The organism is Stutzerimonas azotifigens DSM 17556 (assembly GCF_000425625.1).
Classification (GTDB): domain Bacteria; phylum Pseudomonadota; class Gammaproteobacteria; order Pseudomonadales; family Pseudomonadaceae; genus Stutzerimonas; species Stutzerimonas azotifigens.
In genome coordinates this window covers 133,820-158,941 of sequence record NZ_AUDU01000018.1, presented here as the reverse complement: position 1 = coordinate 158,941, position 25,122 = coordinate 133,820, and the positions used below count along the sequence as shown (strand labels likewise).

Sequence of the window (25,122 nt, the reverse complement as noted above, 5' to 3'; positions counted from 1 at the left end):
TCCGTTACATGCGCTCGAGGGTTTCCAGGCCGAGCAGTTCCAGGCCCTGTTTCAGGGTGCGTCCGGTCAGCGCGGCCAGGCGCAGGCGGCTGTTCTTCTGCGCTTGCTGCTCGGCCGCGAGGATCGGGCAATGCTCGTAGAAGCTGGAGAACAGCCCGGCGAGATCGTACAGGTAGCCGCACAGCAGGTGCGGGACGCCCTTCTCGCCGACGGCATTGAGCACCTCGCCGAACTGCGCCAGCCTGGCGGCCAGCGCCTGCTCCTGCTCGGCCTCCAGCTGGATGTGGCCTTCCACATCGTCCATGCCCCGGCCCAGCTTGCGGAACACGCTGGCCACGCGGGTGTAGGCGTAGAGCAGGTAGGGCGCGGTGTTGCCCTCGAAGCTCAGCATCTGCTCGAAGTTGAAGCTGTAGTCGCTGGTGCGGTGCTTGGACAGGTCGGCGTACTTCACCGCGCCGATGCCGACGGCACGGGCGATCTGGCGCAGCTCGGTCTCGTCCAGTTCGGGGTTCTTGCTCCTGACTAGCGCATAGGCGCGCTGCTCGGCTTCGTCGAGCAGGTCGATGAGCTTCACCGTGCCGCCGTCGCGGGTCTTGAACGGGCGGCCGTCCGGGCCGTTCATGGTGCCGAAGCCCATGTGCTCGAGGCGCATGCCCAGGTGCACGAAGCCGGCGCGGCGGGCGACCTCGAAAGCCATCTGGAAGTGCAGGGCCTGGCGCTGGTCGACGAAGTAGAGCGCGCGGTCGGCGTGCAGCGCCTCGCTGCGATGGCGCATGGCGGCCAGGTCGGTGGTGGCGTAGAGGTAGCCGCCGCCGGCCTTCTGCACGATCACCGGCAGCGGGTTGCCTTCGGCATTGCGGAATTCGTCGAGGAACACGCACTGGGCGCCCTCGCTTTCGCTTAGCAGGCCCTGGTCGCGCAGCGCCGAGACGATGCCGGGGAGCTCGTCGTTGTAGGCGCTCTCGCCCTTGACGTCGGCCGGGGTGAGGCGGACGTTCAGGCGGTCGTAAACCTTCTGGCAGTGCGACAGCGAGATGTCGTTGAAGCGGTGCCACAGGCGCAGGCAGTCGGGGTCGCCGGCCTGCAGCCTGACCACCAGCTGGCGCGCGCGGTCGGCGAACTCGGGCGACTCGTCGAAGCGCTTCTTGGCCGCGCGGTAGAACTGTTCGAGGTCGCTCAGCTCGCTTTCCGCGGCGGCCGGCTGCTCCTCGAGATAGGCCAGCAGCATGCCGAACTGGGTGCCCCAGTCGCCGACGTGGTTCTGCCGGATCACCTCGTCGCCGAGGAACTCCAGCACCCGCGCCACGGCATCGCCGATGATGGTCGAGCGCAGGTGGCCGACGTGCATCTCCTTGGCCAGGTTCGGCGACGACAGGTCGACCACCACGCGCTCGGCGGCGCCCGCCTTGCGCACGCCGAGCCGGTCGTCGGCCAGCGCCGCCTCGAGGCGCTCGGCCAGCGCCTGGCTGTTCTGGAAGAAATTGAGAAAGCCCGGGCCGGCGATCTCCACCTTGCTCACCTGTTCGTCCTGCGGCAGCGCCTCGATGAGCTTCTGCGCCAGGTCGCGCGGCTTCAGGCCGGCCGGCTTGGCGAGCATCAGCGCGATGTTGCTGGCGAAGTCGCCGTGCGCCTTGTCCTTGGTGTTCTCGACCTGGATCGCCGGCGTCAGCCCGGCGGGCAGCACGCCCTCGTCGGTCAGGCGGGTCAGAGCGTGCTGGATCAGCTGGCGAATGGTGTCTTTCATGGTCTGCTCATCGGGCCGCGGCCGGCGCCGCGTGAGGTGAAAACCGGGCATTATCCGCACCGGCCGCAACCTTGCCAACCGCTGCCGGGCCCTGGCAGCTAGAACAGGTCGATCGGGTCGACGTCGATCGACCAGCGTACCGCGCGCGCGCCGGGCAGTTGCTCGACCTCCGGCAGCCAGCGCGTCAGCAGGCGCTGCAGCGGCGGTCGCGCGGAGCCCTGCAACAGCAGTTGCGCGCGGTAGCGCCCGGCGCGCCGTTCCATAGGCGCCGGCACCGGGCCGAGCAGCTCGATGCCGGGCAACCCCAGCTCGGCGGTCAGGCGTTCGGCCTGGCTGCAGGCCTCGTCGAGGAAGGCCTCGGCCTGGCCGGGACGGTGCGCCTCGGCACGTAGCAGGGCGAGATGGGAGAACGGCGGCAGGCCGGCGGCGCGGCGTTCGGACAGCGCCTGCTCGGCGAAGGCGAAGTAGCCGTCCTCGGTCAGCTGGACCAGCAACGGATGGTCGGCCAGGTGCGTCTGGATGATCACCTTGCCCGGCTCCTCGGCGCGCCCGGCACGCCCGGCGACCTGCACGATCAGCTGGGCCATGCGTTCGCTGGCGCGGAAGTCGGCGGAGAACAGCCCGCCGTCGGCGTCGAGTACGGCGACCAGGGTCACGCGCGGGAAGTGGTGGCCCTTGGCGAGCATCTGGGTGCCGACCAGCAGGCAGGGCTCGCCGCGGTTGATGGTGGCGAACAGCTGCTCCATCGCCCCCTTGCGCGAGGTGCTGTCGCGGTCGATGCGCAGCACCGGGTAGTCCGGGAAGAGCAGCGCCAGACGCTCCTCGGCGCGCTCGGTGCCGGCGCCGACCGGGCGCAGATCGACGTGCCGGCACTTCGGGCAGTTGCTCGGCGGTCGCTCGACGTGGCCGCAGTGGTGGCAGCGCAGTTCGTTGGCGCGCTGGTGCAGGGTCATGCGCGCGTCGCAGCGCGAGCACTGGGCGAGCCAGCCGCAGTCGTGGCAGAGCAGGGTGGGGGCGAAGCCGCGCCGGTTGAGGAACACCAGCACCTGCTGGCCGGCGGCGAGCGTCTGGCCGATCGCCTGCTGCAACGGCATGGACAGGCCGGCATCCAGCGGCCGGCTCTTGACGTCCAGGCGCAGGAAGCGCGGCGCGCTGGCGCCGCCGGCGCGCCGGTTCAGCCGCAGCAACGCATAGCGGCCGGCGTGGGCATTGTGCAGGCTCTCCAGCGAGGGCGTGGCCGAGCCGAGCAGTACCGGCACCTTGTCCTGGCGTGCGCGGACCACGGCGAGGTCGCGGGCGTGATAGCGCAATCCTTCCTGCTGTTTATAGGCAGCGTCGTGCTCCTCGTCGACGATGATCAGGCCGGGGTTCTTCAGTGGGGTGAACAGCGCCGAGCGGGTGCCGATGACGATGTCCGCCTCGCCGTCGCGCGCGGCCAGCCAGGCATCCAGCCGTTCGCGGTCGTTGAGCCCCGAGTGCAGCAGGGCGATGCGCGCGTTGAAGCGCCGGGCGAAGCGCTCCAGCGTCTGTGGCCCGAGGTTGATCTCCGGGATCAGCACCAGCGCCTGGCGCCCGGCCTCGAGCGCCTGGTGGATCAGCTGCAGGTAAACCTCGGTCTTGCCGCTGCCGGTGACCCCGGCGAGCAGGAACGCCTGGAAGCCACCGAAGCCGGCGCGCACCGACTCCACCGCCAGGCGCTGCTCGTCGTTCAGCACCAGCTCCGGCTGCAGCAGCCAGCTGCCCTGATGGCGCACGGGCTGGCTGCGGCGCACCTCGATGGTCACCAGGCCCTTGGCCAGCAGCAGGTCGAGGCTGTCCTTGCTCAGCTGCAGCTTGGACAGCAGGGCATGGTGCACGCCGTGCGGATGCTGCGCCAGGGCCCGCAGGGCCTCGCGCTGGCGGGGCGCGCGCGCCAGCCGGGGATCGTCGAGGCGGGCGTCGGGCGCGGCGTGCCAGTAGCGCTCCTGCCGGGCTTCGGCCGGTTCGCCCTGGCGCAGCAGGGTCGGCAGCGCCCAGCTCAGGGTGTCGCCGAGGCTGTGCTGGTAGTACTGCGCGGTCCACTGGCAGAGCGCGAGCACCTCGCCGGGCAGCACCGGCTCGACGTCGAGCAGTTCCAGCGCCGGCTTGAGCTTGTTCTCCGGCACATCGGTGGTCTCGGCCAGCTCGACCAGCACCCCGACCAGTTCGCGCCGGCCGAAGGGGACGCGCAGGCGCACCCCGGGGCGCAGGGCCGACGGCGGCACGCCCATGGGCGCGCGGTAGTCGAACAGCCGGCGCAGCGGCGAGGGCAGGGCGAGACGGAGAATCGGAGAGGGCACGCGGTCGATCCTGATGGGCGAGCGGCGATGTTAGCAGCCGTGCCGGCTGCGGTCGCCCTGGCCGGTCGTCGCCGTTGCCGTCGCCGACTTGCATCGGGACCACGCTTTGGTATAGTTCGCGCCCTTGACCGTGCGGTGCTCGACATAGGGTCGTGTGGCGGCACGCCAGACATGAGGATTCATCATGAAAGCCGATACGCATCCGACGTACGAACAAATCGAAGCCACCTGCAGCTGCGGCAACGTCATCAAGACGCGCTCCACACTGGCCAAGAACATCTCCCTGGACGTGTGCTCCGAATGCCACCCGTTCTACACCGGCAAGCAGAAGGTGCTCGACACCGGCGGCCGTATCGACCGCTTCAAGCAGCGCTTCGGCGTGTTCGGTGGCAAGCAGTAAGCGGCCACCCGGCAGGAAACCCGAGAGGTTGTCCGGCTACCTGAAGAAGGCGTCCCTGGTGGGCGCCTTTTTTATTGCGCTGCTGAGCGGCGCCCAGGCCTTCGCCTTCTGCCCGGTCGTCAAGCCGCCGCGCCAGCTGCCGGTCGCGTCGGTGGTCGACGGCGATACGCTGCGGCTGGCCGACGGGCGCAGCGTCCGGCTGATCGGCGTGAACACGCCCGAGCTCGGGCGCAAGGGCAAGCCCACCGAGCCCTTCGCCGAAGCCGCTCGGCGGCGTCTCGATGCGCTGGTGCAGGCCAACGGCGGTCGTGTCGGCCTGGTTTCCGGGCGCGAGGCCAAGGATCGCTACGGCCGCACGCTCGCCCATGCCTATGACGCCGGCGGCAACAATCTCGAAGCCGTCCTGCTGGCCGAAGGGCTGGGCTATTTTGTCGCAGTCGCGCCGAATACCCGGCTGGTCGACTGCCATCGGGCAGCCGAGCAGAGCGCCCGATCCGCCGGCAAGGGCCTCTGGCGGAGATCGCCGGTGATCGAGGCGCGGGCGCTGTCGCGTGGCGGTTTCGCCGTGCTGCGCGGGCACGTCCGCCAGGTCGAGCGCAACCGTGGTGGCATCTGGCTGGAGCTCGACGGCCCGGTAGTGCTGCAAGTGCCCCCGGACGCCAAGGGCTTCGATCTGCGCCGGCTGCAGGCCCTGGAGGGGCGGCGGATCGAGGCCCGGGGCTGGGTCAGCGAGCGCCGTCGGCGCGACGGTCGGGCGCGCTGGATGATGCGACTGAGCGCCCCGGCCATGCTGCAGCCGGTGCGCCAGTGACGCGACGATCACCGCCGAGCTGAACCCGGTTTGGATAAAACGTTCGAGATCGGTACTGAAAATGAACCTGTGGTCAGTTTGTGTCGCATGCGCCGAAAGTCGTAGTTTCGGGGCTTGACAGCGCTTTTGGGGCCCGCTTGTTCGGGTCGGGCATCTTGCGTATGCTCGACCGCCTGTCTGTCCCAAGAACAAGCGGAAACGAACATGACCGATCTCAAGACTGCCGCGCTCGAATACCACGCCCAGCCCCGTCCCGGAAAACTGAGCGTAGAGCTCACCAAGCCGACCGCCAGCGCCCGCGACCTGTCGCTGGCCTACAGCCCCGGCGTGGCCGAGCCGGTACGCGAGATCGCCCGTGACGCGGAACTCGCCTACCAGTACACCGGCAAGGGCAATCTGGTCGCGGTGATTTCCGACGGCACCGCGATCCTCGGCCTGGGCAACCTCGGCCCGCTGGCCTCCAAGCCGGTGATGGAAGGCAAGGGCGTGCTGTTCAAGCGCTTCGCCGGGGTCGACGTGTTCGACATCGAGATCGACGCCGAGAGCCCCCAGGCCTTCATCGACACCGTCAAGCGCATCTCCATCACCTTCGGCGGCATCAACCTCGAAGACATCAAGGCGCCCGAGTGCTTCGAGATCGAGCGCGCGCTGATCGAGCAGTGCAACATCCCGGTGTTCCATGACGACCAGCACGGTACCGCCATCGTGACCGCAGCCGGCATGCTCAACGCGCTGGAAATCGCCGGCAAGACCCTGGCCGAAGCCAAGATCGTCTGCCTGGGCGCCGGCGCCGCGGCGATCTCCTGCATGAAGCTGCTGGTGAGCATGGGTGCGCAGGTCGAGAACGTCTTCATGATCGACCGCAAGGGCGTGGTCCACGCCGGCCGCGATGACCTGAACCAGTACAAGGCCGTGTTCGCGCACGAGACCGACAAGCGCACCCTGTCCGAGGCGCTCGAAGGCGCCGACGTGTTCGTCGGGCTGTCCGGGGCCAACCTGCTGAGCCCGGAAGACCTCAAGCGGATGGCGCCCAACCCGATCGTCTTCGCCTGCTCCAACCCCGACCCGGAAATCAAGCCGGAGGTCGCGCACGCGACCCGCGATGACGTGATCATGGCGACCGGGCGCTCCGACTACCCCAACCAGGTCAACAACGTGCTGGGCTTCCCCTTCATCTTCCGCGGGGCGCTCGACGTGCGGGCCACCCGCATCAACGAGGAGATGAAGATCGCTGCCGCCGAAGCGCTGCGCGACCTGGCCAAGATGCCGGTGCCCCAGGAAATCTGCGACGCCTACGGCGGCATCAAGCTGGAATTCGGCCGCGAGTACATCATTCCGAAGCCGATGGATCCGCGTCTGCTGACCCTGGTTTCCGATGCCGTGGCGAAAGCCGCGATCGAGACCGGTGTGGCGACCCAGCCCTACCCGGCGAACTATCCGCTGAAGTCGGTGGACGACGTGTTCAAGGGCTGAGCCCGCACCGTCGAGTGACCAGGAGAAACGCCCCGATACGTCGGGGCGTTTTCTTTTGCGCCGCACAAGCACGCCAGCGCTAGCCTGCCGCGGCGCGGGGCGATGCGGGTGGAAAGAGGCGCGCCCCTGCACCGGTGTCCGGGCAGGGGGCGGGCATCAGAACAGGTCGAGCGGGGCGCTTTCCGGTGCCGGCAGCGGGCTGCCCGGGGCCTGGTAGTCCGAGTCGAGCTCGCTCATCGGCGGCGGCGTGTCCTCGCTCTTGAACAGCTCGAAGTAGGCGTTCGGGGTGCCCGGCGAGGCCGCCCGGCCGCTGACCGGGTCGATGCGGATGGTGATCAGCCCGTCCGGCTCGGCCGGCAGGTGTTCGGGTTGGCCCTTCAGCACGGCTCCCATGTACGTCATCCAGATCGGCAGTGCCACGGTGCCGCCGTACTCGTGCCTGCCCAGGCTTTGCGGCTGATCGAAACCCGCCCAGACGGTGGTGACCAGGTCGGCGTTGTAGCCGGAGAACCAGCTGTCGAAGGAGTCGTTGGTGGTGCCGGTCTTGCCCGCCAGGTCGTTGCGCTCCAGCGCCAGTGCGCGACGCCCCGTGCCGCGGCGGATCACGTCCTGCAGCATGCTGGTCATGATGAAGGCAGTGCGCTCGTCGAGAATGCGGTCGGCGGCCACCGGCTCGGCCGGCGCCGGCGTGCCCTCGGCCTCCGTGGTGCCTGGCGCCTGCGTTTCGGCGGCCTGCAGCGGTCGTTCCGGCGCGGCTTCCCCGGCCTCGGCCTCGGCCTTGGCATCGGCGCTCAGAACGCGAGGCGGGTTGGCCTGGTACAGCACCTTGCCGTCACGGTCTTCGATGCGCTCGATCAGGTAGGGCATGACCTTGTGGCCGCCGTTGGCGAAGGCGGTCCAGCCGGTGGCGATTTCCATCGGCGAAAGGGTCGCGGTACCGAGCGCGAGCGACAGGTTGCGCGGCAGGTCCTGGCGGCTGAAGCCGAAGCGGGTGATGTAGTCGAGGGTGTAATCGATGCCGATCGCCTGCAGCAGGCGGATCGATACCAGGTTGCGCGACTTGTACAGCGCCTCGCGCAGGCGGATGGGACCGAGGAAGGTATTGTTGTCGTTCTTCGGGCGCCAGACCCGCTCCAGGTCGTCGACGAAGACGATGGGGGCGTCGTTGACCATGGTGGCGGCGGTGAAGCCGGCGTCCAGCGCGGCGCTGTAGATGAAGGGCTTGAAGCTCGAGCCCGGCTGGCGCTTGGCCTGGATCGCACGGTTGTAGTTGCTCTGCTCGAATGAGAAACCGCCGATCAGCGCCTCGATGGAGCCGTCTTGCGGGTCCAGCGAAACCAGGGCGCTCTGGGCGGCCGGGATCTGGGTGAAGAGGGCGCTGTCCTCGACCCAGCGGATGCGCACCAGGTCGCCCACCTTCGCCACGTCGGCCGGGCCCTGCGGCCTGGGGCCGAGGCTGTTGACGTTCAGCTGCGGGCGTGCCCAGCGCATGCTTTCCCAGGTGACCGGATGCTCCCTGCCGTCGCGGGTCAAGACCATGACGCCGCTCTTCTCCACCTGGGTGACGATCGCCGGCGCCATGCCCGATATCGGCCGGTGCTTGGCCAGTTCGGCCAGCCACTCCTCTCGCGAGCGGTCCGGCAGGCGCGCCTCCGGGCCGCGGTAGCCGTGGCGCTGGTCGTATTCGATCAGGCCGAGGTCGAGCGCCCGGTTGGCCGCCTCCTGGCGTTCGCTGGAGACGGTGGTGTAGACCCGGAAGCCCTCGGTGTAGGCCTCGCTGCCGTACCGGCCGACCAGTTCGGCGCGTGCCATTTCGGCGATGTAGGGCGCATGCAGCTCGGGGCTGGCGACGTGGTAGCGGGCGTTGACCGGCTCGGCCAGGGCCGCCTGGTAGCGGGCCTGGTCGATATGGCCGAGCCGCAGCATGCGCCCGAGGATCCAGTCGCGGCGCTCCTTGCTCCGCTCGGCGTTGGCCAGCGGGTTGTAGGCGGAGGGCGCCTTGGGCAGGCCGGCGATCATGGCGAGCTGTGCCAGGCTCAGTTCGCCGATCGGCTTGCCGTAATAGACCTGCGAGGCAGCCTCGATGCCGTAGGCGCGGTTGCCCAGGTAGATCTTGTTCACGTAGAGCTCGAGGATCTGCTCCTTGGTCAGCTCGCGCTCGATCTGCAGGGCCAGCAGGATCTCGGTGATCTTGCGCGAGAAGCTGCGTTCGTTGGTCAGGAAGAAGTTCTTGGCCACCTGCATGGTGATGGTGCTGCCGCCGGTCTGGATATGCCCCGTCTTCAATAATTGGGTGGCAGCGCGCATCAGGCTCTTCACGTCGACGCCATAATGATTCGCGAAATTGTCGTCCTCCGCGGCGAGCAGCGCGTGAATGAAATCTTCCGGAATCTCTTCATAACGGATCGGCGTGCGGCGCATTTCGCCGAATTCTGCGATGAGCTTCTCGTCCTGGCTGTAGACCCGCAGCGGAATCTGCAGCTGGATGTTGCGCAGCGTATCGACCGAAGGAAGTGTCGGGCTCAGGTAGAGGAAGGCGCCGCTCACGGCGAGCAGCAACCCGCAGAACATCGCGACCAGCGACCAGCAAATGAACTTCAGAAAACGCATCAGATTCGGGGGGTTCCAGGTGGTGTGGGGGATTAAGCCGCAGGAGATGCAGAAAGAGAAAAATCGATCACATTATAGGCGCTTTTTTTGCTAGAGAGGCCTTTGCGCTTCTGTCAAGACTGTTATCTAATGTCGTTAAACATAATTAATCCGTAAGTATCGGATCCAGATAGGAAATCGATCGTGCTAGGGCTCTTCACTAAGAAAGCGAACTCGCTGCTTGGGATCGATATCAGTTCGACTTCGGTCAAGCTCCTGGAATTAAGCCGCTCGGGCAGCAGGTACCGGGTCGAAGCCTATGCCGTCGAGCCCCTGCCGCCGAACGCGGTCGTCGAAAAGAATATCGCCGACATGGAAGGAGTCGGGCAGGCGCTTGGCCGTGTCGTCGCCAAGGCCCGCAGCGGCACCAAGGCGGCGGCCGTGGCGGTCGCGGGCTCGGCGGTGATCACCAAGACCATCGAAATGGACGCTTCGCTGAGCGACGACGAGCTGGAGAACCAGCTGCGCATCGAAGCCGATCAATACATTCCATACCCGCTCGAAGAGGTCGCCCTCGATTTCGAGGTGCAAGGCGTTTCGCCGCGTAACCCGGAGCGGGCCGAGGTGCTTCTGGCGGCGTGCCGCCGGGAGAATGTCGAGGTTCGCGAGGCGGCGCTGGCGCTTGCCGGCCTCAACGCCAAGGTCGTCGACGTGGAGGCCTATGCGCTGGAGCGCGCCTACGGCCTGCTGTCCCCGCAGCTCGCCGGCGGCCATGACGAACTGACGGTCGCGGTGGTGGACATCGGCGCCACCATGACCACGCTGAGTGTGCTGCATAACGGTCGTACCATCTATACGCGCGAGCAGTTGTTCGGAGGGCGCCAGCTGACCGAGGAGATCCAGCGGCGGTACGGGCTGTCCGTGGAAGAGGCCGGTCTCGCCAAGAAGCAGGGAGGCCTCCCGGATGACTACGACAGCGAAGTGTTGCAGCCGTTCCGCGAGGCGGTCGTGCAGCAGGTGTCGCGTTCCCTGCAGTTCTTCTTCGCCGCCGGCCAGTTCAACGATGTCGACTACATCCTGCTGGCGGGCGGCACCGCCTCGATCCCCGGCCTGGATCGGCTGATCCAGCAGAAGATCGGTACCCAGACCCTGGTGGCCAACCCCTTTGCCGACATGGCGTTGAGCAACAGGGTCAATGCCGGCGCGCTGGCCAGTGACGCGCCCGCCCTGATGATTGCCTGCGGGCTGGCCATGAGGAGTTTCGACTGATGGCGCGGATAAACCTACTCCCCTGGCGCGAGCAGCTTCGCGAGGAGCGCAAGCAGCGTTTCCTGGCGACCCTCGGAGCCGTGCTGCTCGGCGGCGCCGCGCTGATCTTTCTGGGCGACCAGTACTTCGAGAGCAGCATCGAACGGCAGAACGCGCGCAACGAGTTCGTGCGCAAGGAGATCGCCGTGCTCGACGCGCGCATCGCCGAGATCAAGGAGCTCAAGGAGCGCCGCCAGCAGTTGCTCGAGCGCATGAAGATCATCCAGGACCTGCAGGGCAACCGGCCGATCATCGGGCGTGTGTTCGACCAGATGGTCCGGACGCTGCCCGACGGCGTGTATTTCACCGGCCTGAAGATGACCGGGAAGAACATCGCCATCGTCGGGGCGGCGGAATCGAACAACCGCGTCTCCAACCTGATGCGCAACCTGGACGGCTCCGACTGGCTGCAGGCGCCGAACCTGACCGAGGTGAAAGCCGTCACGTCCGGCGCGGTCGATCAGGCCAACGTCTTCCAGCTGACCGTTCAGCAAACACAGCCGGGCGCCGCCGAAGGAGCTAAGCCATGAGTCTGGCCGATTCCATGGAAAGCTTGCGCAAGATCGACCTTGCCGAGCTGGATCTGAACAACCTGGGCTCGTGGCCGCTGCCGGTCAGGATCATCTCCTGCATCCTGCTGCTGATTGCCGTCCTCGCTCTCGGATACAACTTCCACCTCAAGGACCTGCAGTCCCGGCTGGAACAGCAGGAAGCGCAGGAAGCGACGCTGAAGCAGCAGTTCTCGACCAAGGCGTTCCAGGCCGCCAACCTGGAGGCCTACAAGGCCCAGATGGTGGAGATGGAAACCTCCTTCGGCGCGATGCTGCGGCAGTTGCCGAGCGACACCGAGGTCCCCGGGCTGCTGGAAGACATCACCCGCACCGGGCTGGGAAGCGGCCTGGAGTTCGAGGAGATCAAGCTGCAGCCCGAGGTCACCCAGCAGTTCTACATCGAACTGCCCATCGAGATCAGGGCGATCGGCACCTACCACGACCTGGCGACCTTCGTCAGCGGTGTGGCCAGCCTGCCGCGGATCGTCACCCTGCATGACTTCGAGATCAAGCCGGTGAGCGCGGAGAGCAACTCCAAGCTGCGCATGAGCATCATCGCGAAAACCTACCGCTACAACGACAAGGGGCTGCAGAAATGAAAGGCGCCCGTTTCTTCACGCTGGCTTTCGCCGTTTCGCTCGCCGCCGGTTGCGGGGGCGGGGCCGAATTCGCCGATCTGCAGGCCTACATGGACGAGGTGCGGGCCAAGCCCAAGGGCACGATCGAGCCGCTGCCGTCGTTCCAGCCCTACGAAGCGTTCACCTACAGCGCCGCGAACATGCGCAGTCCGTTCCAGCCGCCGGTCAAGATCGATCTGGCGCAACGGCAGAAGGGTTCGCAGGACATCCATCCGGATGAAACCCGGGTCAGGCAGTTCCTCGAGGGGTTCAACATCGAGAATTTCACCATGGTGGGCACGCTCGCCAGCCACGGCTCGGTGTTCGGGCTGCTGCACGGCGGTGGCGGCGTGCATCGGGTGAAGGTCGGCGACTACGTCGGCAGGAATCATGGGCGCATCGTCAATATCGACGAGGCGTCCGTCGAGGTGATCGAAATCGTGCCCGATGGCGAAGGTGGCTGGCTGGAGCGCCCGCGCAGCCTGTCGTTGAAGGAGCGCTCCTGATGGACAGGACGACTATGAAAAGACACTTGGGGTCTGCACAACGGAAGCAGTTCATGAACAGTTCCTTTGCTCGTTTGGGTATCTCGCTGCTGGCAGCGCTCGGCTCGCCCGTCCTGCTGGCGGCCAATCTCACCGCGCTGGACGTGGCTTCGCTGCCGGGCGACCGGGTGGAGCTGCGCCTGGCGTTCGACGAACCCGTCGCCGCGCCGCGCGGCTACACCATCGAGCAGCCGGCCCGCATCGCCCTCGATCTTCCGGGCGTATCGAACAAGCTCGGCACCAAGAACCGCGAGTTGGGCATCGGTAATGCGCGGAGCGTGACCGTGGTCGAGGCCAAGGACCGCACGCGGATGATCGTCAACCTGACTTCGCTGGTGCCTTATGCGACGCGCAGCGAGGGCAACAACCTGTTCGTCACCCTTGGCGAAGGCGTGGCGCCGACCCTGGTCAGCGCAGCCCCGCAGGTGAGCGCGCCGGCTCAGCCGGTCAGGGCAGTCAGTGCGCCGAAGGCCATCAGCAACGTGGATTTCCAGCGGGGCGAGGACGGTGCCGGCAACGTGGTCATCAGCCTGTCCGATTCGTCGCTGACGCCGGTGATCGAGGAGCGCGGCGGCAAGATCCAGGTGACCTTCCCCAATGCCTCGCTGCCTGACGCGCTGCGGCTGCGGCTGGACGTGACCGACTTCGCCACGCCGGTGCGGTTCGTCGATTCGCGGGGCGAAAAGGGCGGTTCCGTCATCTCCATCGAGCCGACCGGCAGCTACGACTATCTGGCCTATCAGACCGACGACCGGTTGACGATCAGCGTCAAGCCGCTCAGCGAGGACGATCTGCAGAAGCAGAAGGCCGAACGCTTCGCCTATTCGGGCGAGAAGCTGTCGCTCAACTTCCAGGACATCGACGTGCGCTCGGTGCTGCAGCTGATCGCCGACTTCACCGATCTCAACCTGGTGGCCAGCGATACCGTGCAGGGCAACATCACCCTGCGTCTGCAGAACGTACCCTGGGACCAGGCGCTGGATCTGGTGCTGAAAACCAAGGGGCTGGACAAGCGTCAGGTGGGCAACGTGCTGCTCGTGGCGCCGGCCGAGGAAATCGCCGCGCGTGAGCGCCAGGAGCTGGAAGCCAAGCGGCAACTGTCCGAACTCGCGCCGCTGCGCCGCGAGGTGGTTCAGGTCAACTATGCCAAGGCGGCGGACATCGCACGGCTGTTCCAGTCGGTGACCAACGCCGGCGGTACGCCGGACGATCGTGGCTCGATCGCGGTCGACGACCGGACCAACAACATCATCGCCTACCAGACCCAGGATCGCCTGGACGAGCTGCGCCGCATCGTCGCGCAGCTGGACATCCCGGTGCGCCAGGTGATGATCGAGGCGCGCATCGTCGAAGCGAACGTCGGTTACGAAAAGAGCCTGGGTGTGCGTTGGGGCGGGACCCGCATCGGTGGCGATACCACTATTTATGGCCTTGACGACAATGGTGACGAGGCGGGCAACACTGGCGACGACCTCGGCCCGAACGTTCCGTTCGTCGACCTGGGCGCTCTTGGTGCGACTTCCGGTATCGGCATCGCCTACGTGCGCGACAACCTCCTGCTGGACCTGGAGCTGAGCGCGATGGAGGCCTCCGGCAACGGCGAGATCGTGTCGCAGCCCAAGGTCATGACGTCCGACAAGGAGACCGCGAAGATCCTGCGTGGCTCGGAAATTCCCTACCAGGAAGCCTCGTCCAGCGGTGCGACCAGCACCTCGTTCAAGGAGGCGGCGCTGTCGCTGGAAGTGACGCCGCAGATTACGCCGGACAACCGCATCATCATGGAGGTGAAGGTCACCAAGGACGCGCCCGACTACCAGAACCAGCTCAACGGGGTGCCGCCGATCACCAAGAATGAGGTGAACGCCAAGGTCCTGGTCAACGATGGTGAGACGGTGGTCATCGGTGGCGTGTTCTCCAACACCCAGAGCAAGTCGACCGCCAAGGTGCCCTTCCTCGGTGACCTGCCCTATCTGGGCCGGCTGTTCCGCCAGGATACGGTCACCGACGAGAAGACCGAGCTGTTGATTTTCCTCACCCCCTCTATAATCAGCCACCAAGCCATTGCGGTGAGCCGCTGATTAGGTGCGAAACATGATACTGGTGGGTCCGATGGGCGCTGGCAAAAGCACCATCGGACGCCTGCTCGCCAAGGAACTGCGACTGCCGTTCAAGGATTCCGACAAGGAAATCGAACAGCGGACCGGGGCCAACATTCCCTGGATCTTCGATGTCGAGGGCGAGCAGGGCTTTCGAGAGCGCGAGCACGCGGTGATCGCCGAGCTGTGCCGGCAACGCGGTATCGTGCTTGCGACCGGCGGCGGCGCCGTTCTGCGCGAGGACAATCGCGAGGCGCTTAAGGGCGGTGGCTGCGTGGTCTACCTGCGCACCTCCGTCGAGCAGCAGCTCGAACGCACCAGTCGTGATCGCAATCGCCCGCTGCTGCAGAAGCCGAATCCCGGCCAGGTGCTGGCCGAGCTGATGGCCATCCGGGATCCGCTTTACCGTGCCATCGCCGATATCACCGTCGAGACGGACGAACGTCCACCTCGACTGGTGGTGCTGGAAATCCTCGACCGGCTCAAGGTCTTGAGTGCCGGTGAAAGCCCCGATCGATCTGCGCTATCCTAGCGCTCTTTGTCACGGGGGCCCCATGCAGACGCTTACGGTCGAACTCGGCGAGCGGAGTTATCCCATCCATATAGGCCACGGGCTGCTGGCTCGGGCCGGTGTGCTGTTGCGGGAGCGCATTGCAGGGCGGCAGGTGGCCGTGGTGACCAACGAGACGGTCGCACCGCTCTACCTGGAAACGCTGGTCGCCGCGCTCGAAGGGTTCTCCGTGACCCCAATCGTCCTGCCCGACGGCGAAGCCTACAAGAACTGGCAGACGCTCCAGCGGATCTTCGATGGCCTCCTGCAGGCGCGCCATGACCGGCGCACCACGGTCGTCGCCCTCGGCGGCGGCGTCATCGGTGACATGGCCGGGTTCGCGGCGGCCTGCTACCAGCGCGGTGTCGACTTCATTCAGGTGCCCACCACGCTGCTTTCCCAGGTCGATTCGTCGGTTGGCGGCAAGACCGGCATCAATCATCCGCTCGGCAAGAACATGGTTGGCGCGTTCTACCAGCCGCGCGCCGTGCTGATCGATACCGCCACGCTGGCGACGCTCCCGCGCCGCGAACTGTCCGCCGGGCTGGCCGAGGTCATCAAGTACGGCCTGATTTGCGACGCCCCCTTCCTCTCCTGGCTGGAGAGCCGCCTGGATGACCTGCTCGCGCTCGATGGATCGGCTTTGACCGAAGCGATCTACCGCTCCTGCGAGGCCAAGGCCCGGGTGGTCGCCGCCGATGAACGGGAAACCGGCGTTCGCGCCACGCTGAACCTCGGCCATACGTTCGGACACGCGATCGAGACCCACCAGGGCTATGGCCGCTGGCTGCATGGCGAGGCAGTGGGTACCGGCACCGTGATGGCGCTGGAGATGTCCTGCCGGCTTGGCTGGATCGATCCTGCTGCGCGCGATCGCGGCATTCGCCTCCTCGCCCGGGCGGGGCTGCCGACGGTTCCGCCGGCCGACATGACGCCCGCCGACTTCATCGAGCGCATGGCGGTGGACAAGAAAGTGCTCGATGGCCGGTTGCGCCTGGTGCTGCTCAAGACGATGGGTGAGGCCGTGGTGACCGGTGACTTCCCCCGCGAGGTGCTGGACGCCACGCTGGCGACCGACTACGCCGCGTTGAGCGAGCAAGCCGGGGTGCGCCGATGAGCGAGCTGAGCGCCGACGAACTCTACCTGGAGCATTTCCAGTTCAGTCACGATCCCTTCGCGGCCCGCGTGCCCGGCTTCAAGTTCTACCCGGCGCAGCGCAAGCCGGTGCTCGGGCAATTGCACCATCTGGCGCGCTACAGCCAGCTGCTGCTGGTGGTCACCGGCCCGGAGGGCAGCGGCAAGACGCTGCTGCGCCAGGCGTTGGTGGCCAGCACGAACAAGCAGTCGGTGCAGAGCGTGGTGGTTGCCGCGCAGTCGACCAGCACGCCGGAGCACCTGCTGCAGCAGGTCGCTCAGGCGCTCGGCGTCAGCGTGCCTGGGCTCGAGGCGGTGCTGGCCCAGGTCGTCCAGCTCGGTCTCACCGGGCAGGAAATCTATCTGCTGGTCGACGATGCCGAGCGCCTGAGCGATTCGGGACTGCAGCTGCTGCTGCGCCTGGCCGAAGGCAGCCCGGAAGGCCGGCCCCACGTGTTCCTGTTCGGCCAGCCAGCCCTGGCGTCACGGCTCGAAGCGCTCGCCGGTGACGAGGAGCGCTATCACGTCATCGAGCTGCAGCCCTACACCCTCGAGGAGACCGAGGGCTACCTCGCGGCGCGGCTGGAAGGGGCGGGGCGCGACGTCGACTGCCTCAGCGACGAGCAGGTCGAAGAAATTCACGAGCTTTCCGGCGGCTGGCCGGGCCCAATCAACGAGGCCGCGCGAGACGTACTGATCGACAGCATGCACGCCGACCGCGCGCGTGGGCGAAAGGGCGCCGGGCGCCGGATCGCGCTTCCTGCCTGGCTGCCGCTCAAGCATCTGGCGGCGGTCGGGCTGGTCGCCCTGGTGGTGATCGCGGCGCTGCTCATGCTGGGCGGTGACGATGAAGAAATCGTCGAGCAGGACGCGGTGGTGTCCCTGCCGTTGCCGGCCGGTTCGCCTTCTTCGGCCGAGGCGCCGGCGATCGAGTTCGACGGCGGCGATCGCCCGACGCCGCTGCCGTTGGCCGGCGATGCCCAGCCGGTGATTCGCGAGCCGCTCGCCGCGGCCGCGGCTGATGATGGTGATGAAGTCGAGCAGAGGCTGCCGGAGCCGAGCACTGCGCCGCGTCCCGTGGAAACGGCGCCCGCCGGCGAGGCGCGCACCGGGGCAGCGCCCCGTCCGGCGCCTGCCGTCCGGCCCGAAGAGCCGGTGGAAAGCACACAGCCTGCGCCGCCTGCTCGGCCGGCCGCTTCTACACCGCCTGCCGCTCCGGCGTCGACAACGCCGCGCCCGGCGCAGGAGGCTCGCGCCGCCGACGGCATGGCCTGGTATCGCGCGCAGCCGGCTGGCAACTACCTGGTGCAGGTGCTCGGCACTTCGAACGAGGACCGGGCGAAGGCCATCGTGCGCGAGCAGGGTAGCGGCTACCGCTATTACACCAAACAGCACCAGGGCAAGCCGCTGTACGTGGTGACCTACGGCAACTTCACCGATCGCGCCAGTGCGCAGAAGGCCGTTTCCGCCTTGCCTGCGGCGTTGCAGACGGGCAAGCCCTGGGTGCGCAGCTTCGGCAGCATTCAGCAGGAAGCCGGCACCGCCCGCTGATGGCAAATCGTCGCACCCCCGCCGTTCCCAGGCGGGGCAGCCGCCCTGCGGCTCCTGAAAAGGATTGTTTTATCGTCGAGCCGCTATGTAAACTGCTCCCCCTTTTGCCTGCGCAAAAGACGGGCAAAGACTCGTCCGCTTGGTAAAGGATTGATATATAACGAGTTACTGGTGGAGCGCCTATGAGAGCAGGTTTGTATCGTCCTGAAGAGTTCAAGGATAACTGCGGCTTCGGTCTGATTGCCCACATGGAGGGGCAGGCCAGCCATCACCTGCTACAGACGGCCATCCAGTCGCTCACCTGCATGACGCACCGGGGCGGCATCAATGCCGACGGCAAGACCGGTGACGGCTGCGGTCTGCTGATGCAGAAGCCGGATGCCTTCCTGCGCGCTGTCGCCCAGGAGCAGTTCGCCGCCGAACTCCCCGAACAGTACGCGGTGGGCATGATCTTCCTCGCGCAGGACTCGGCCAGGGCCGATGCCGCCCGCGCGCGCCTCAACGAGGAAATCGCCGCGCAGGGTCTGACCCTGGTGGGCTGGCGCGAGGTGCCGGTCGATACCTCGGTGCTCGGCCGGCTCGCGCTCGATCGCCTGCCGCGCATCGAGCAGGTGTTCGTCAGCGGCCCGGAGCTGACCGCCCAGCAGTTCGCGGTCAAGCTGTTCTTCGCCCGCCGCCGCGCCGAAGTGGCGCTCAAGGGCGACGAAGCGTTCTACGTATGCAGCCTCTCGGCCAAGGACATCGTCTACAAGGGCCTGATGATGCCCGCCGATCTGGCGCAGTTCTATCCGGATCTCGGCGACGAACGTCTCGCCACCGCCATTTGCGTCTTCCACCAGCGTTTCTCCACCAACACGCTGCCGAAGTGGCCGCTCGCCCAGCCCTTCCGCTTCCTCGCCCACAACGGCGAGATCAACACCATCACCGGCAACCGCAACTGGGCCCAGGCCCGGCGCACCAAGTTCGTCAACGACCTGCTGCCCGATCTGGAAAGCCTGGACCCGCTGGTCAACCGGACCGGTTCCGACTCCTCGAGCATGGACAACATGCTCGAACTGCTGGTCACCGGCGGCATGGACCTGTTCCGCGGCCTGCGCATGATCATTCCGCCGGCGTGGCAGAACGTCGAGACCATGGATCCTGACCTGCGCGCCTTCTACGAGTTCAACTCCATGCACATGGAGCCGTGGGACGGCCCCGCCGGCGTGGTGCTGACCGACGGCCGCCACGCGGTCTGCCTGCTCGACCGCAACGGCCTGCGCCCGGCGCGCTGGGTGACCACCAGGAACGGCTACATCACCCTGGCCTCGGAAATCGGCGTGTGGGACTACAAGCCCGAGGACGTGATCGCCAAGGGCCGTGTCGGCCCGGGGCAGATCCTCGCGGTCGACACCCAGACCGGCCAGGTGCTGCACACCAGCGACATCGACAACCGCTTGAAGTCGCAGCAGCCCTACAAGAAGTGGCTGCGGCAGAATGCCCTGCGCATTCAGGCGACGCTGGAGGATCACGATCACGGCTCGCCGTTCTACGACCCGGACCAGCTCAAGCAGTACATGAAGATGTTCCAGGTCACCTTCGAGGAGCGTGACCAGGTGCTGCGACCGCTGGCCGAGCAGGGCCAGGAAGCGGTCGGCTCGATGGGCGACGACACGCCCATGGCCGTGCTGTCGCGGCGCGTCCGCTCGCCCTACGACTACTTCCGCCAGCAGTTCGCGCAGGTCACCAACCCGCCGATCGACCCGCTGCGCGAAGCCATCGTCATGTCGCTGGAGACCTGCCTCGGCGCCGAGCGCAACGTCTTCGAGGAAACCGCCGACCACGCCAACCGCGCGATCCTCACCAGCCCGGTGATTTCGCCGGCCAAGTGGCGCTCGATCATGAGCCTCGAACGCCCCGGCTTCGAGCGTCAGTTGATCGACCTGAACTACGACGAGCAGATCGGCCTCGAGGCGGCGATCCGCAACATCGCCGACCAGGCCGAGGAAGCGGTGCGCAGCGGCAAGGTCCTGCTGGTACTGAGCGACCGCCACATCGCCCCCGGCAAGCTGCCGGTGCACGCCTCCATGGCGGTCGGCGCGGTGCACCACCGCCTGGTCGAGAAGGGGCTGCGCTGCGACTGCAACATCCTGGTCGAGACCGCCACCGCGCGCGATCCGCATCATTTCGCCGTGCTGATCGGCTTCGGCGCGACCGCGGTCTATCCGTTCCTCGCCTACGAGGTGCTCGGTGACCTGATCCGCACCGGCGAAGTGCTGGGCGACCTCTACGAGGTGTTCAAGCACTACCGCAAGGGCATTTCCAAGGGCCTGCTGAAGATCCTCTCGAAGATGGGGATCTCCACCGTCGCTTCCTACCGTGGCGCGCAGCTGTTCGAAGCCGTCGGCCTGTCCGACGAGGTCGTCGAGCTCTGCTACCGCGGCGTGGCCAGCCGCATCAAGGGCGCGCGTTTCGCCGACCTCGAGGCCGAGCAGAAGGCGCTCGCGGTGGAGGCCTGGAACAACCGCCGGCCGATCCAGCAGGGCGGCCTGCTGAAGTTCGTCTACGGCGGCGAATACCACGCCTACAACCCCGACGTGGTCAGCGCCCTGCAGGTCGCCGTGCAGCACGGCGACTACCATCGCTTCAAGGAATACACCGCACTGGTCGACCAGCGTCCGGTGGCGATGATCCGCGACCTGCTGAAGGTCAGGCTGGCGGACAAGCCGCTGTCCCTGGAAGAGGTCGAGCCGCTGGAGCAGATCCTCAAGCGCTTCGACTCGGCCGGCATCTCCCTCGGCGCGCTGTCGCCCGAGGCGCACGAGGCCATCGCCGAGGCGATGAACCGCATCGGCGCGCGCTCCAACTCCGGCGAGGGCGGCGAAGACCCGGCCCGCTACGGCACGGTGCGCAGTTCGAAGATCAAGCAGGTGGCCACCGGCCGCTTCGGCGTGACCCCGGAATACCTGGTCAACGCCGAGGTGCTGCAGATCAAGGTTGCGCAGGGCGCCAAGCCCGGCGAGGGTGGTCAGCTGCCCGGCGGCAAGGTCAACGGCCTGATCGCCCGGCTGCGCTACGCCGTTCCGGGAGTGACGCTGATCTCTCCGCCGCCGCACCACGACATCTACTCGATCGAGGACCTGGCGCAGCTGATCTACGACCTCAAGCAGGTCAACCCGGCTGCGCTCGTCTCGGTGAAGCTGGTCGCCGAGCCCGGTGTCGGCACCATCGCCGCCGGCGTGGCCAAGGCCTACGCCGACCTGATCACCATCTCCGGCTACGATGGCGGTACCGGCGCCTCGCCGCTGACCTCGATCCGCTACGCCGGCTCGCCCTGGGAACTGGGCCTGGCCGAGACGCACCAGACGCTGCGCGGCAACGACCTGCGCGGCAAGGTCCGGGTGCAGACCGACGGCGGCCTGAAGACCGGCCTGGATGTGATCAAGGCGGCCATCCTCGGCGCCGAGAGCTTCGGCTTCGGTACCGCGCCGATGATCGCCCTGGGCTGCAAGTACCTGCGCATCTGTCACCTGAACAACTGCGCCACCGGCGTGGCGACCCAGAACGACCGCCTGCGCAAGGAACACTTCATCGGCACGGTGGACATGGTGGTGAACTTCTTCACCTTCGTCGCCACCGAGACCCGCGAGTGGCTGGCCCGCCTGGGCGTGCGCAGCCTCGCCGAGCTGATCGGCCGCACCGACCTGCTCGAGATGCTGCCGGGCGAGACCGCCAAGCAGGGCCACCTGGACCTGTCGCCGCTGCTCGGCAGCGACCACATCCCGGCCGACAAGCCGCAGTTCTGCCTGGTGGAGAAGAACCCGCCGTTCGACCAGGGCCTGCTCGCCGAGGAAATGGTCAAGCTGGCCAAGCCGGCGATCGAAGCCCGGCAGGGCGGTGAGTTCTCGCTGGAGATCTGCAACTGCGACCGCTCCATCGGTGCCCGCGTCTCCGGCGAGATCGCCCGCCTGCACGGCAACCAGGGCATGGCCGACGCGCCCGTCACCTTCAACTTCAAGGGAACCGCCGGGCAGAGCTTCGGCGTGTGGAACGCTGGCGGCCTGGTGCTGCGCCTGGAGGGCGATGCCAACGACTATGTCGGCAAGGGCATGACCGGCGGCAAGCTGGTGATCACCCCGCCCAAGGGCAGCCATTTCGAGTCGCGCGACTCGGCGATCATCGGCAACACCTGCCTGTACGGCGCGACCGGCGGCAAGCTGTTCGCCGCCGGCACCGCCGGCGAGCGCTTCGGGGTGCGCAACTCGGGCGCCCACGCGGTCGTGGAAGGGACCGGCGATCACTGCTGCGAATACATGACCGGCGGCTTCGTCTGCGTGCTCGGCAAGACCGGACACAACTTCGGTTCCGGCATGACCGGTGGCTTCGCCTACGTGCTCGACCTGGACAACACCTTCGTCGATCGCCTGAACAACGAACTGGTGGCCATCCAGCGCATCACCGGCGAGGCCATGGAGGCCTATCGCAGCCACCTGCAGGAGGTCCTTCGCGAGTACGTCGCCGAGACCGGCAGCGAGTGGGGCAGCGAGCTGCTGGAGAACCTGGACGACTACCTGCGTCGCTTCTGGCTGGTCAAGCCGAAGGCCGCGAGCCTGGCCTCGCTGCTGTCGACCACCCGCGCCAACCCACAATAAACGCAGCTTCGAGCGGCCGGACGCGCCTGTGCGCGCCGGCCGCTCACCGTGATTGACCTGCAGCCAGGGCCCGGCTCATGGCTGCTGTAACGAGGTTTTGCTATGACTGAACGTCTGAACAACGACTTCCAGTTCATCGAGGTCGGCCGCAAGGACCCCAAGAAGAAGCTGCTGCGCCAGCGCAAGAAGGAGTTCGTGGAGATCTACGAGCCCTTCAAGCCGCAGCAGGCCGCCGACCAGGCGCACCGCTGCCTGGGCTGCGGCAACCCCTACTGCGAGTGGAAGTGTCCGGTCCACAACTACATTCCGAACTGGCTCAAGCTGGTTTCCGAAGGCAACATCCTGGCCGCCGCCGAACTGGCGCACCAGACCAACACCCTGCCGGAAGTCTGCGGCCGCGTGTGCCCGCAGGACCGTCTCTGCGAAGGCGCCTGCACGCTGAACGACGGCTTCGGCGCGGTCACCATCGGCTCGGTGGAGAAGTACATCGCCGACACCGCCTTCGCCATGGGCTGGCGCCCGGACATGTCGAAGGTCAAGCCGACCGGCAAGAAGGTCGCGATCATCGGCGCCGGTCCGGCCGGCCTCGGCTGCGCCGACATCCTGGTGCGCAACGGGGTGACCCCGGTGGTGTTCGACCGCAACCCGGAGATCGGCGGCCTGCTGACCTTCGGCATTCCCGAATTCAAGCTGGAAAAGACCGTGATGAGCCGTCGTCGCGAGGTCTTCACCGGCATGGGCATCGAATTCCGCCTCAACACCGAGGTCGGCAAGGACGTGACCATGGAGCAGCTGATCGAGGAATACGACGCCATCTTCATGGGCATGGGCACCTACACCTACATGAAGGGCGGCTTCCCCGGCGAGGACCTGCCGGGCGTGCACGACGCGCTGGACTTCCTCATCGCAAACGTCAACCGCAACCTCGGTTTCGAGAAGTCGCCGGAGGACTTCGTCGACATGAAGGGCAAGCGCGTGGTGGTGCTCGGCGGCGGCGACACGGCGATGGACTGCAACCGCACATCCATCCGCCAGGGCGCCAAGAGCGTGACCTGCGCCTACCGCCGCGACGCCGCCAACATGCCGGGCTCGCGCCGCGAGGTGAAGAACGCCAAGGAAGAGGGCGTGAAGTTCCTCTTCAACCGCCAGCCGATCGAGATCGTCGGCAACGGCAAGGTCGAGGGCGTGAAGGTGGTCGAGACCCGTCTCGGCGAGCCGGACGCGCGCGGGCGCCGCAGCCCCGAGCCGATTCCCGGCTCCGAGGAAATCCTGCCGGCCGAGGCGGTGGTCATCGCCTTCGGCTTCCGCCCGAGCCCGGCGCCCTGGTTCGAGCAGTTCGGCATCCGGATGGACAACCAGGGCCGCGTGGTCGCGCCGGAGATCGGCGAGTTCAAGCACCAGACCAGCAACCCGAAGGTCTTCGCCGGCGGCGACATGGTGCGCGGCTCGGACCTGGTGGTCACCGCGGTGTTCGAAGGCCGCCAGGCGGCCAACGGCATCCTCGACTACCTGGGCGTCTAAGGCAGCGCAGCAGGCCACAGGCCACAGGAAAAGCTTCACGAGAGCTCGGCACCAGCCTGAACACTGATTCGCCTGCCGCCTGCCGCCTGCCGCCTGCCGCCTGCCGCCTCTGATCTGAATCAAGGCTTGGATGAAAGGCACGGCGCCCGCCGTGCCTTTTGTTTTTGGCTTTGCGACAATGCCGGCACTTTTTTACCCGGAACACTGCCCATGACCGCCCCCCTGAAGAACGACCGCTTCCTGCGCGCCCTGCTCAAGCAACCCGTCGACGTCACGCCGGTGTGGATGATGCGTCAGGCCGGCCGCTACCTGCCGGAATACCGCGCCAGTCGCGAGCGGGCCGGCGATTTCATGGGCCTGTGCATGAACCCGGAGATGGCCTGCGAGGTGACCTTGCAGCCGCTGGAGCGCTATCCACTGGATGCCGCCATCCTGTTCTCCGACATCCTGACGATACCGGACGCCATGGGCCTGGGCCTGTACTTCGAGACCGGCGAAGGGCCGCGCTTCCGCAAGGCGGTGCGCAGCGCCGCCGACATCGAAGCGCTGCCGGTGCCGGATCCGGACAAGGACCTCGGCTACGTGATGGATGCGGTGCGCACCATCCGCCGCGAACTCAACGGCCGGGTACCGCTGATCGGCTTCTCCGGCAGCCCCTGGACGCTGGCGACCTACATGGTCGAGGGCGGCTCGTCGAAGGACTTCCGCCTGTCCAAGGCCATGCTCTACGACGACCCGCAGGCCATGCACGCGCTGCTCGGCAAGCTCGCCGACGCGGTGACCGCCTACCTCAACGGGCAGATCCGCGCCGGCGCCCAGGCCGTGCAGATCTTCGACACCTGGGGTGGCAACCTGTCGGCAGCGGCCTATCAGGAGTTCTCTCTGGTCTACATGCAGCGCATCGTCGCCGGGCTGATCCGCGAGCAGGACGGCCGACGCATCCCGGTGATCCTGTTCACCAAGAATGGTGGTCTATGGCTGGAGCGAATGGCCGAGGCCGGTGCCGACGCGCTGGGGCTGGACTGGATGTGCGACATCGGCGAGGCCCGTCGTCGGGTCGGCGACAAGGTGGCGCTGCAGGGCAACATGGACCCCTCGGTGCTCTATGCCAAGCCGGAGGCGATCCGCGCCGAGGTGGCGCGCATCCTCGCCGCCTACGGCAGCGGAACCGGCCACGTGTTCAACCTCGGCCATGGCATCACGCCGCAGGTCGATCCGGCCCACGCCGGCGCCTTCATCGAGGCGGTACACGAGCTGTCGGCGCGCTACCACGGCTGAGCCCG

The 25,122-nt window shown here is 67.0% G+C and carries 17 protein-coding genes; 14 read left to right on the top strand and 3 right to left on the bottom strand.

What is annotated here, in order from left to right:
- Positions 1-4: 4 nt before the first annotated feature.
- A complete protein-coding gene (gene argS, locus H610_RS0102480) occupies positions 5-1,744 on the bottom strand; it encodes an arginine--tRNA ligase (RefSeq protein WP_028238208.1) in 1,740 nt (579 codons plus the stop codon).
- A gap of 98 nt (positions 1,745-1,842) precedes the next feature.
- Entirely contained in the window at positions 1,843-4,062 is a 2,220-nt protein-coding gene (locus tag H610_RS0102475) for a primosomal protein N' (protein WP_028238207.1), read from the bottom strand.
- 184 nt (positions 4,063-4,246) lie between these two features.
- Between H610_RS0102475 and rpmE the strand changes: the two genes are divergently transcribed.
- The 3 genes from rpmE (at position 4,247) to H610_RS0102460 (ending at position 6,746) form a co-directional block, all read left to right on the top strand.
- Positions 4,247-4,462, top strand: a complete 216-nt coding sequence (gene rpmE, locus H610_RS0102470; protein ID WP_028238206.1) for a 50S ribosomal protein L31 — start codon at positions 4,247-4,249, stop codon at positions 4,460-4,462.
- 28 nt (positions 4,463-4,490) lie between these two features.
- The gene (locus tag H610_RS0102465) at positions 4,491-5,273 is read left to right on the top strand and encodes a thermonuclease family protein (protein WP_236614257.1); all 783 of its coding nucleotides are present in this window, start codon (positions 4,491-4,493) and stop codon (positions 5,271-5,273) included.
- A gap of 204 nt (positions 5,274-5,477) precedes the next feature.
- Positions 5,478-6,746 carry a malic enzyme-like NAD(P)-binding protein gene (locus tag H610_RS0102460; protein ID WP_028238204.1) on the top strand — a complete coding sequence of 423 codons (1,269 nt, stop codon included), beginning with the start codon at positions 5,478-5,480 and terminating at the stop codon, positions 6,744-6,746.
- A 156-nt stretch (positions 6,747-6,902) separates the two neighbouring features.
- Here the strand turns inward: H610_RS0102460 and H610_RS0102455 are convergent, their stop codons facing one another.
- A complete protein-coding gene (locus tag H610_RS0102455) occupies positions 6,903-9,356 on the bottom strand; it encodes a penicillin-binding protein 1A (protein WP_028238203.1) in 2,454 nt (817 codons plus the stop codon).
- 183 nt (positions 9,357-9,539) lie between these two features.
- Here H610_RS0102455 and H610_RS0102450 point away from each other — a divergent pair, with 183 nt between their 5' ends.
- The 11 genes from H610_RS0102450 to hemE all read left to right on the top strand — a co-directional run bounded on the left by H610_RS0102450 (position 9,540) and on the right by hemE (position 25,117).
- Positions 9,540-10,604 (top strand): pilus assembly protein PilM, encoded by a 1,065-nt coding sequence (locus H610_RS0102450; protein ID WP_028238202.1) that lies wholly within the window; start codon positions 9,540-9,542, stop codon positions 10,602-10,604.
- A complete protein-coding gene (locus tag H610_RS0102445) occupies positions 10,604-11,173 on the top strand; it encodes a PilN domain-containing protein (RefSeq protein WP_028238201.1) in 570 nt (189 codons plus the stop codon). The genes H610_RS0102450 and H610_RS0102445 overlap by 1 nt, the downstream gene beginning before the upstream one ends.
- Positions 11,170-11,793 carry a type 4a pilus biogenesis protein PilO gene (gene pilO, locus H610_RS0102440; RefSeq protein WP_028238200.1) on the top strand — a complete coding sequence of 208 codons (624 nt, stop codon included), beginning with the start codon at positions 11,170-11,172 and terminating at the stop codon, positions 11,791-11,793. The genes H610_RS0102445 and pilO overlap by 4 nt, the downstream gene beginning before the upstream one ends.
- Positions 11,790-12,317, top strand: a complete 528-nt coding sequence (gene pilP, locus H610_RS0102435; RefSeq protein WP_028238199.1) for a type 4a pilus biogenesis lipoprotein PilP — start codon at positions 11,790-11,792, stop codon at positions 12,315-12,317. Before pilO ends, pilP begins: the two co-directional genes overlap by 4 nt.
- Positions 12,318-12,370: 53 nt before the next feature.
- Complete coding sequence (gene pilQ / locus H610_RS0102430) at positions 12,371-14,434, top strand: type IV pilus secretin PilQ (protein WP_028238198.1); 2,064 nt, start codon at positions 12,371-12,373, stop codon at positions 14,432-14,434.
- A 4-nt stretch (positions 14,435-14,438) separates the two neighbouring features.
- On the top strand, positions 14,439-14,984 hold the full coding sequence (aroK, locus tag H610_RS0102425; protein ID WP_028238197.1) for a shikimate kinase AroK: 546 nt from the start codon (positions 14,439-14,441) through the stop codon (positions 14,982-14,984).
- Positions 14,985-15,006: 22 nt separating this feature from the next.
- Positions 15,007-16,119: a 3-dehydroquinate synthase gene (gene aroB / locus H610_RS0102420; RefSeq protein ID WP_028238196.1), complete on the top strand. Its 1,113-nt coding sequence runs from the start codon at positions 15,007-15,009 to the stop codon at positions 16,117-16,119.
- A complete protein-coding gene (locus tag H610_RS0102415) occupies positions 16,116-17,687 on the top strand; it encodes an AAA family ATPase (protein ID WP_028238195.1) in 1,572 nt (523 codons plus the stop codon). The genes aroB and H610_RS0102415 overlap by 4 nt, the downstream gene beginning before the upstream one ends.
- A gap of 182 nt (positions 17,688-17,869) precedes the next feature.
- The gene (gltB, locus tag H610_RS0102410) at positions 17,870-22,318 is read left to right on the top strand and encodes a glutamate synthase large subunit (protein ID WP_028238194.1); all 4,449 of its coding nucleotides are present in this window, start codon (positions 17,870-17,872) and stop codon (positions 22,316-22,318) included.
- A gap of 102 nt (positions 22,319-22,420) precedes the next feature.
- Positions 22,421-23,839 carry an FAD-dependent oxidoreductase gene (locus H610_RS0102405; protein ID WP_028238193.1) on the top strand — a complete coding sequence of 473 codons (1,419 nt, stop codon included), beginning with the start codon at positions 22,421-22,423 and terminating at the stop codon, positions 23,837-23,839.
- A 210-nt stretch (positions 23,840-24,049) separates the two neighbouring features.
- Positions 24,050-25,117 (top strand): uroporphyrinogen decarboxylase, encoded by a 1,068-nt coding sequence (hemE, locus tag H610_RS0102400; RefSeq protein ID WP_028238192.1) that lies wholly within the window; start codon positions 24,050-24,052, stop codon positions 25,115-25,117.
- Positions 25,118-25,122 lie beyond the last annotated feature (5 nt).

What these genes read in the sequence shown, in the direction of transcription:
- H610_RS0102445 (WP_028238201.1), top strand. Translation starts at nt 10,604, where the DNA reads ATGGCGCGGATAAACCTACTCCCCTGGCGCGAGCAGCTTCGCGAGGAG.
- H610_RS0102455 (WP_028238203.1), bottom strand. Translation starts at nt 9,356, where the DNA reads ATGCGTTTTCTGAAGTTCATTTGCTGGTCGCTGGTCGCGATGTTCTGC.
- argS (WP_028238208.1), bottom strand. Translation starts at nt 1,744, where the DNA reads ATGAAAGACACCATTCGCCAGCTGATCCAGCACGCTCTGACCCGCCTG.
- pilO (WP_028238200.1), top strand. Translation starts at nt 11,170, where the DNA reads ATGAGTCTGGCCGATTCCATGGAAAGCTTGCGCAAGATCGACCTTGCC.
- aroB (WP_028238196.1), top strand. Translation starts at nt 15,007, where the DNA reads ATGCAGACGCTTACGGTCGAACTCGGCGAGCGGAGTTATCCCATCCAT.
- H610_RS0102415 (WP_028238195.1), top strand. Translation starts at nt 16,116, where the DNA reads ATGAGCGAGCTGAGCGCCGACGAACTCTACCTGGAGCATTTCCAGTTC.
- H610_RS0102405 (WP_028238193.1), top strand. Translation starts at nt 22,421, where the DNA reads ATGACTGAACGTCTGAACAACGACTTCCAGTTCATCGAGGTCGGCCGC.
- gltB (WP_028238194.1), top strand. Translation starts at nt 17,870, where the DNA reads ATGAGAGCAGGTTTGTATCGTCCTGAAGAGTTCAAGGATAACTGCGGC.
- pilQ (WP_028238198.1), top strand. Translation starts at nt 12,371, where the DNA reads ATGAACAGTTCCTTTGCTCGTTTGGGTATCTCGCTGCTGGCAGCGCTC.
- hemE (WP_028238192.1), top strand. Translation starts at nt 24,050, where the DNA reads ATGACCGCCCCCCTGAAGAACGACCGCTTCCTGCGCGCCCTGCTCAAG.
- H610_RS0102460 (WP_028238204.1), top strand. Translation starts at nt 5,478, where the DNA reads ATGACCGATCTCAAGACTGCCGCGCTCGAATACCACGCCCAGCCCCGT.
- pilP (WP_028238199.1), top strand. Translation starts at nt 11,790, where the DNA reads ATGAAAGGCGCCCGTTTCTTCACGCTGGCTTTCGCCGTTTCGCTCGCC.
- rpmE (WP_028238206.1), top strand. Translation starts at nt 4,247, where the DNA reads ATGAAAGCCGATACGCATCCGACGTACGAACAAATCGAAGCCACCTGC.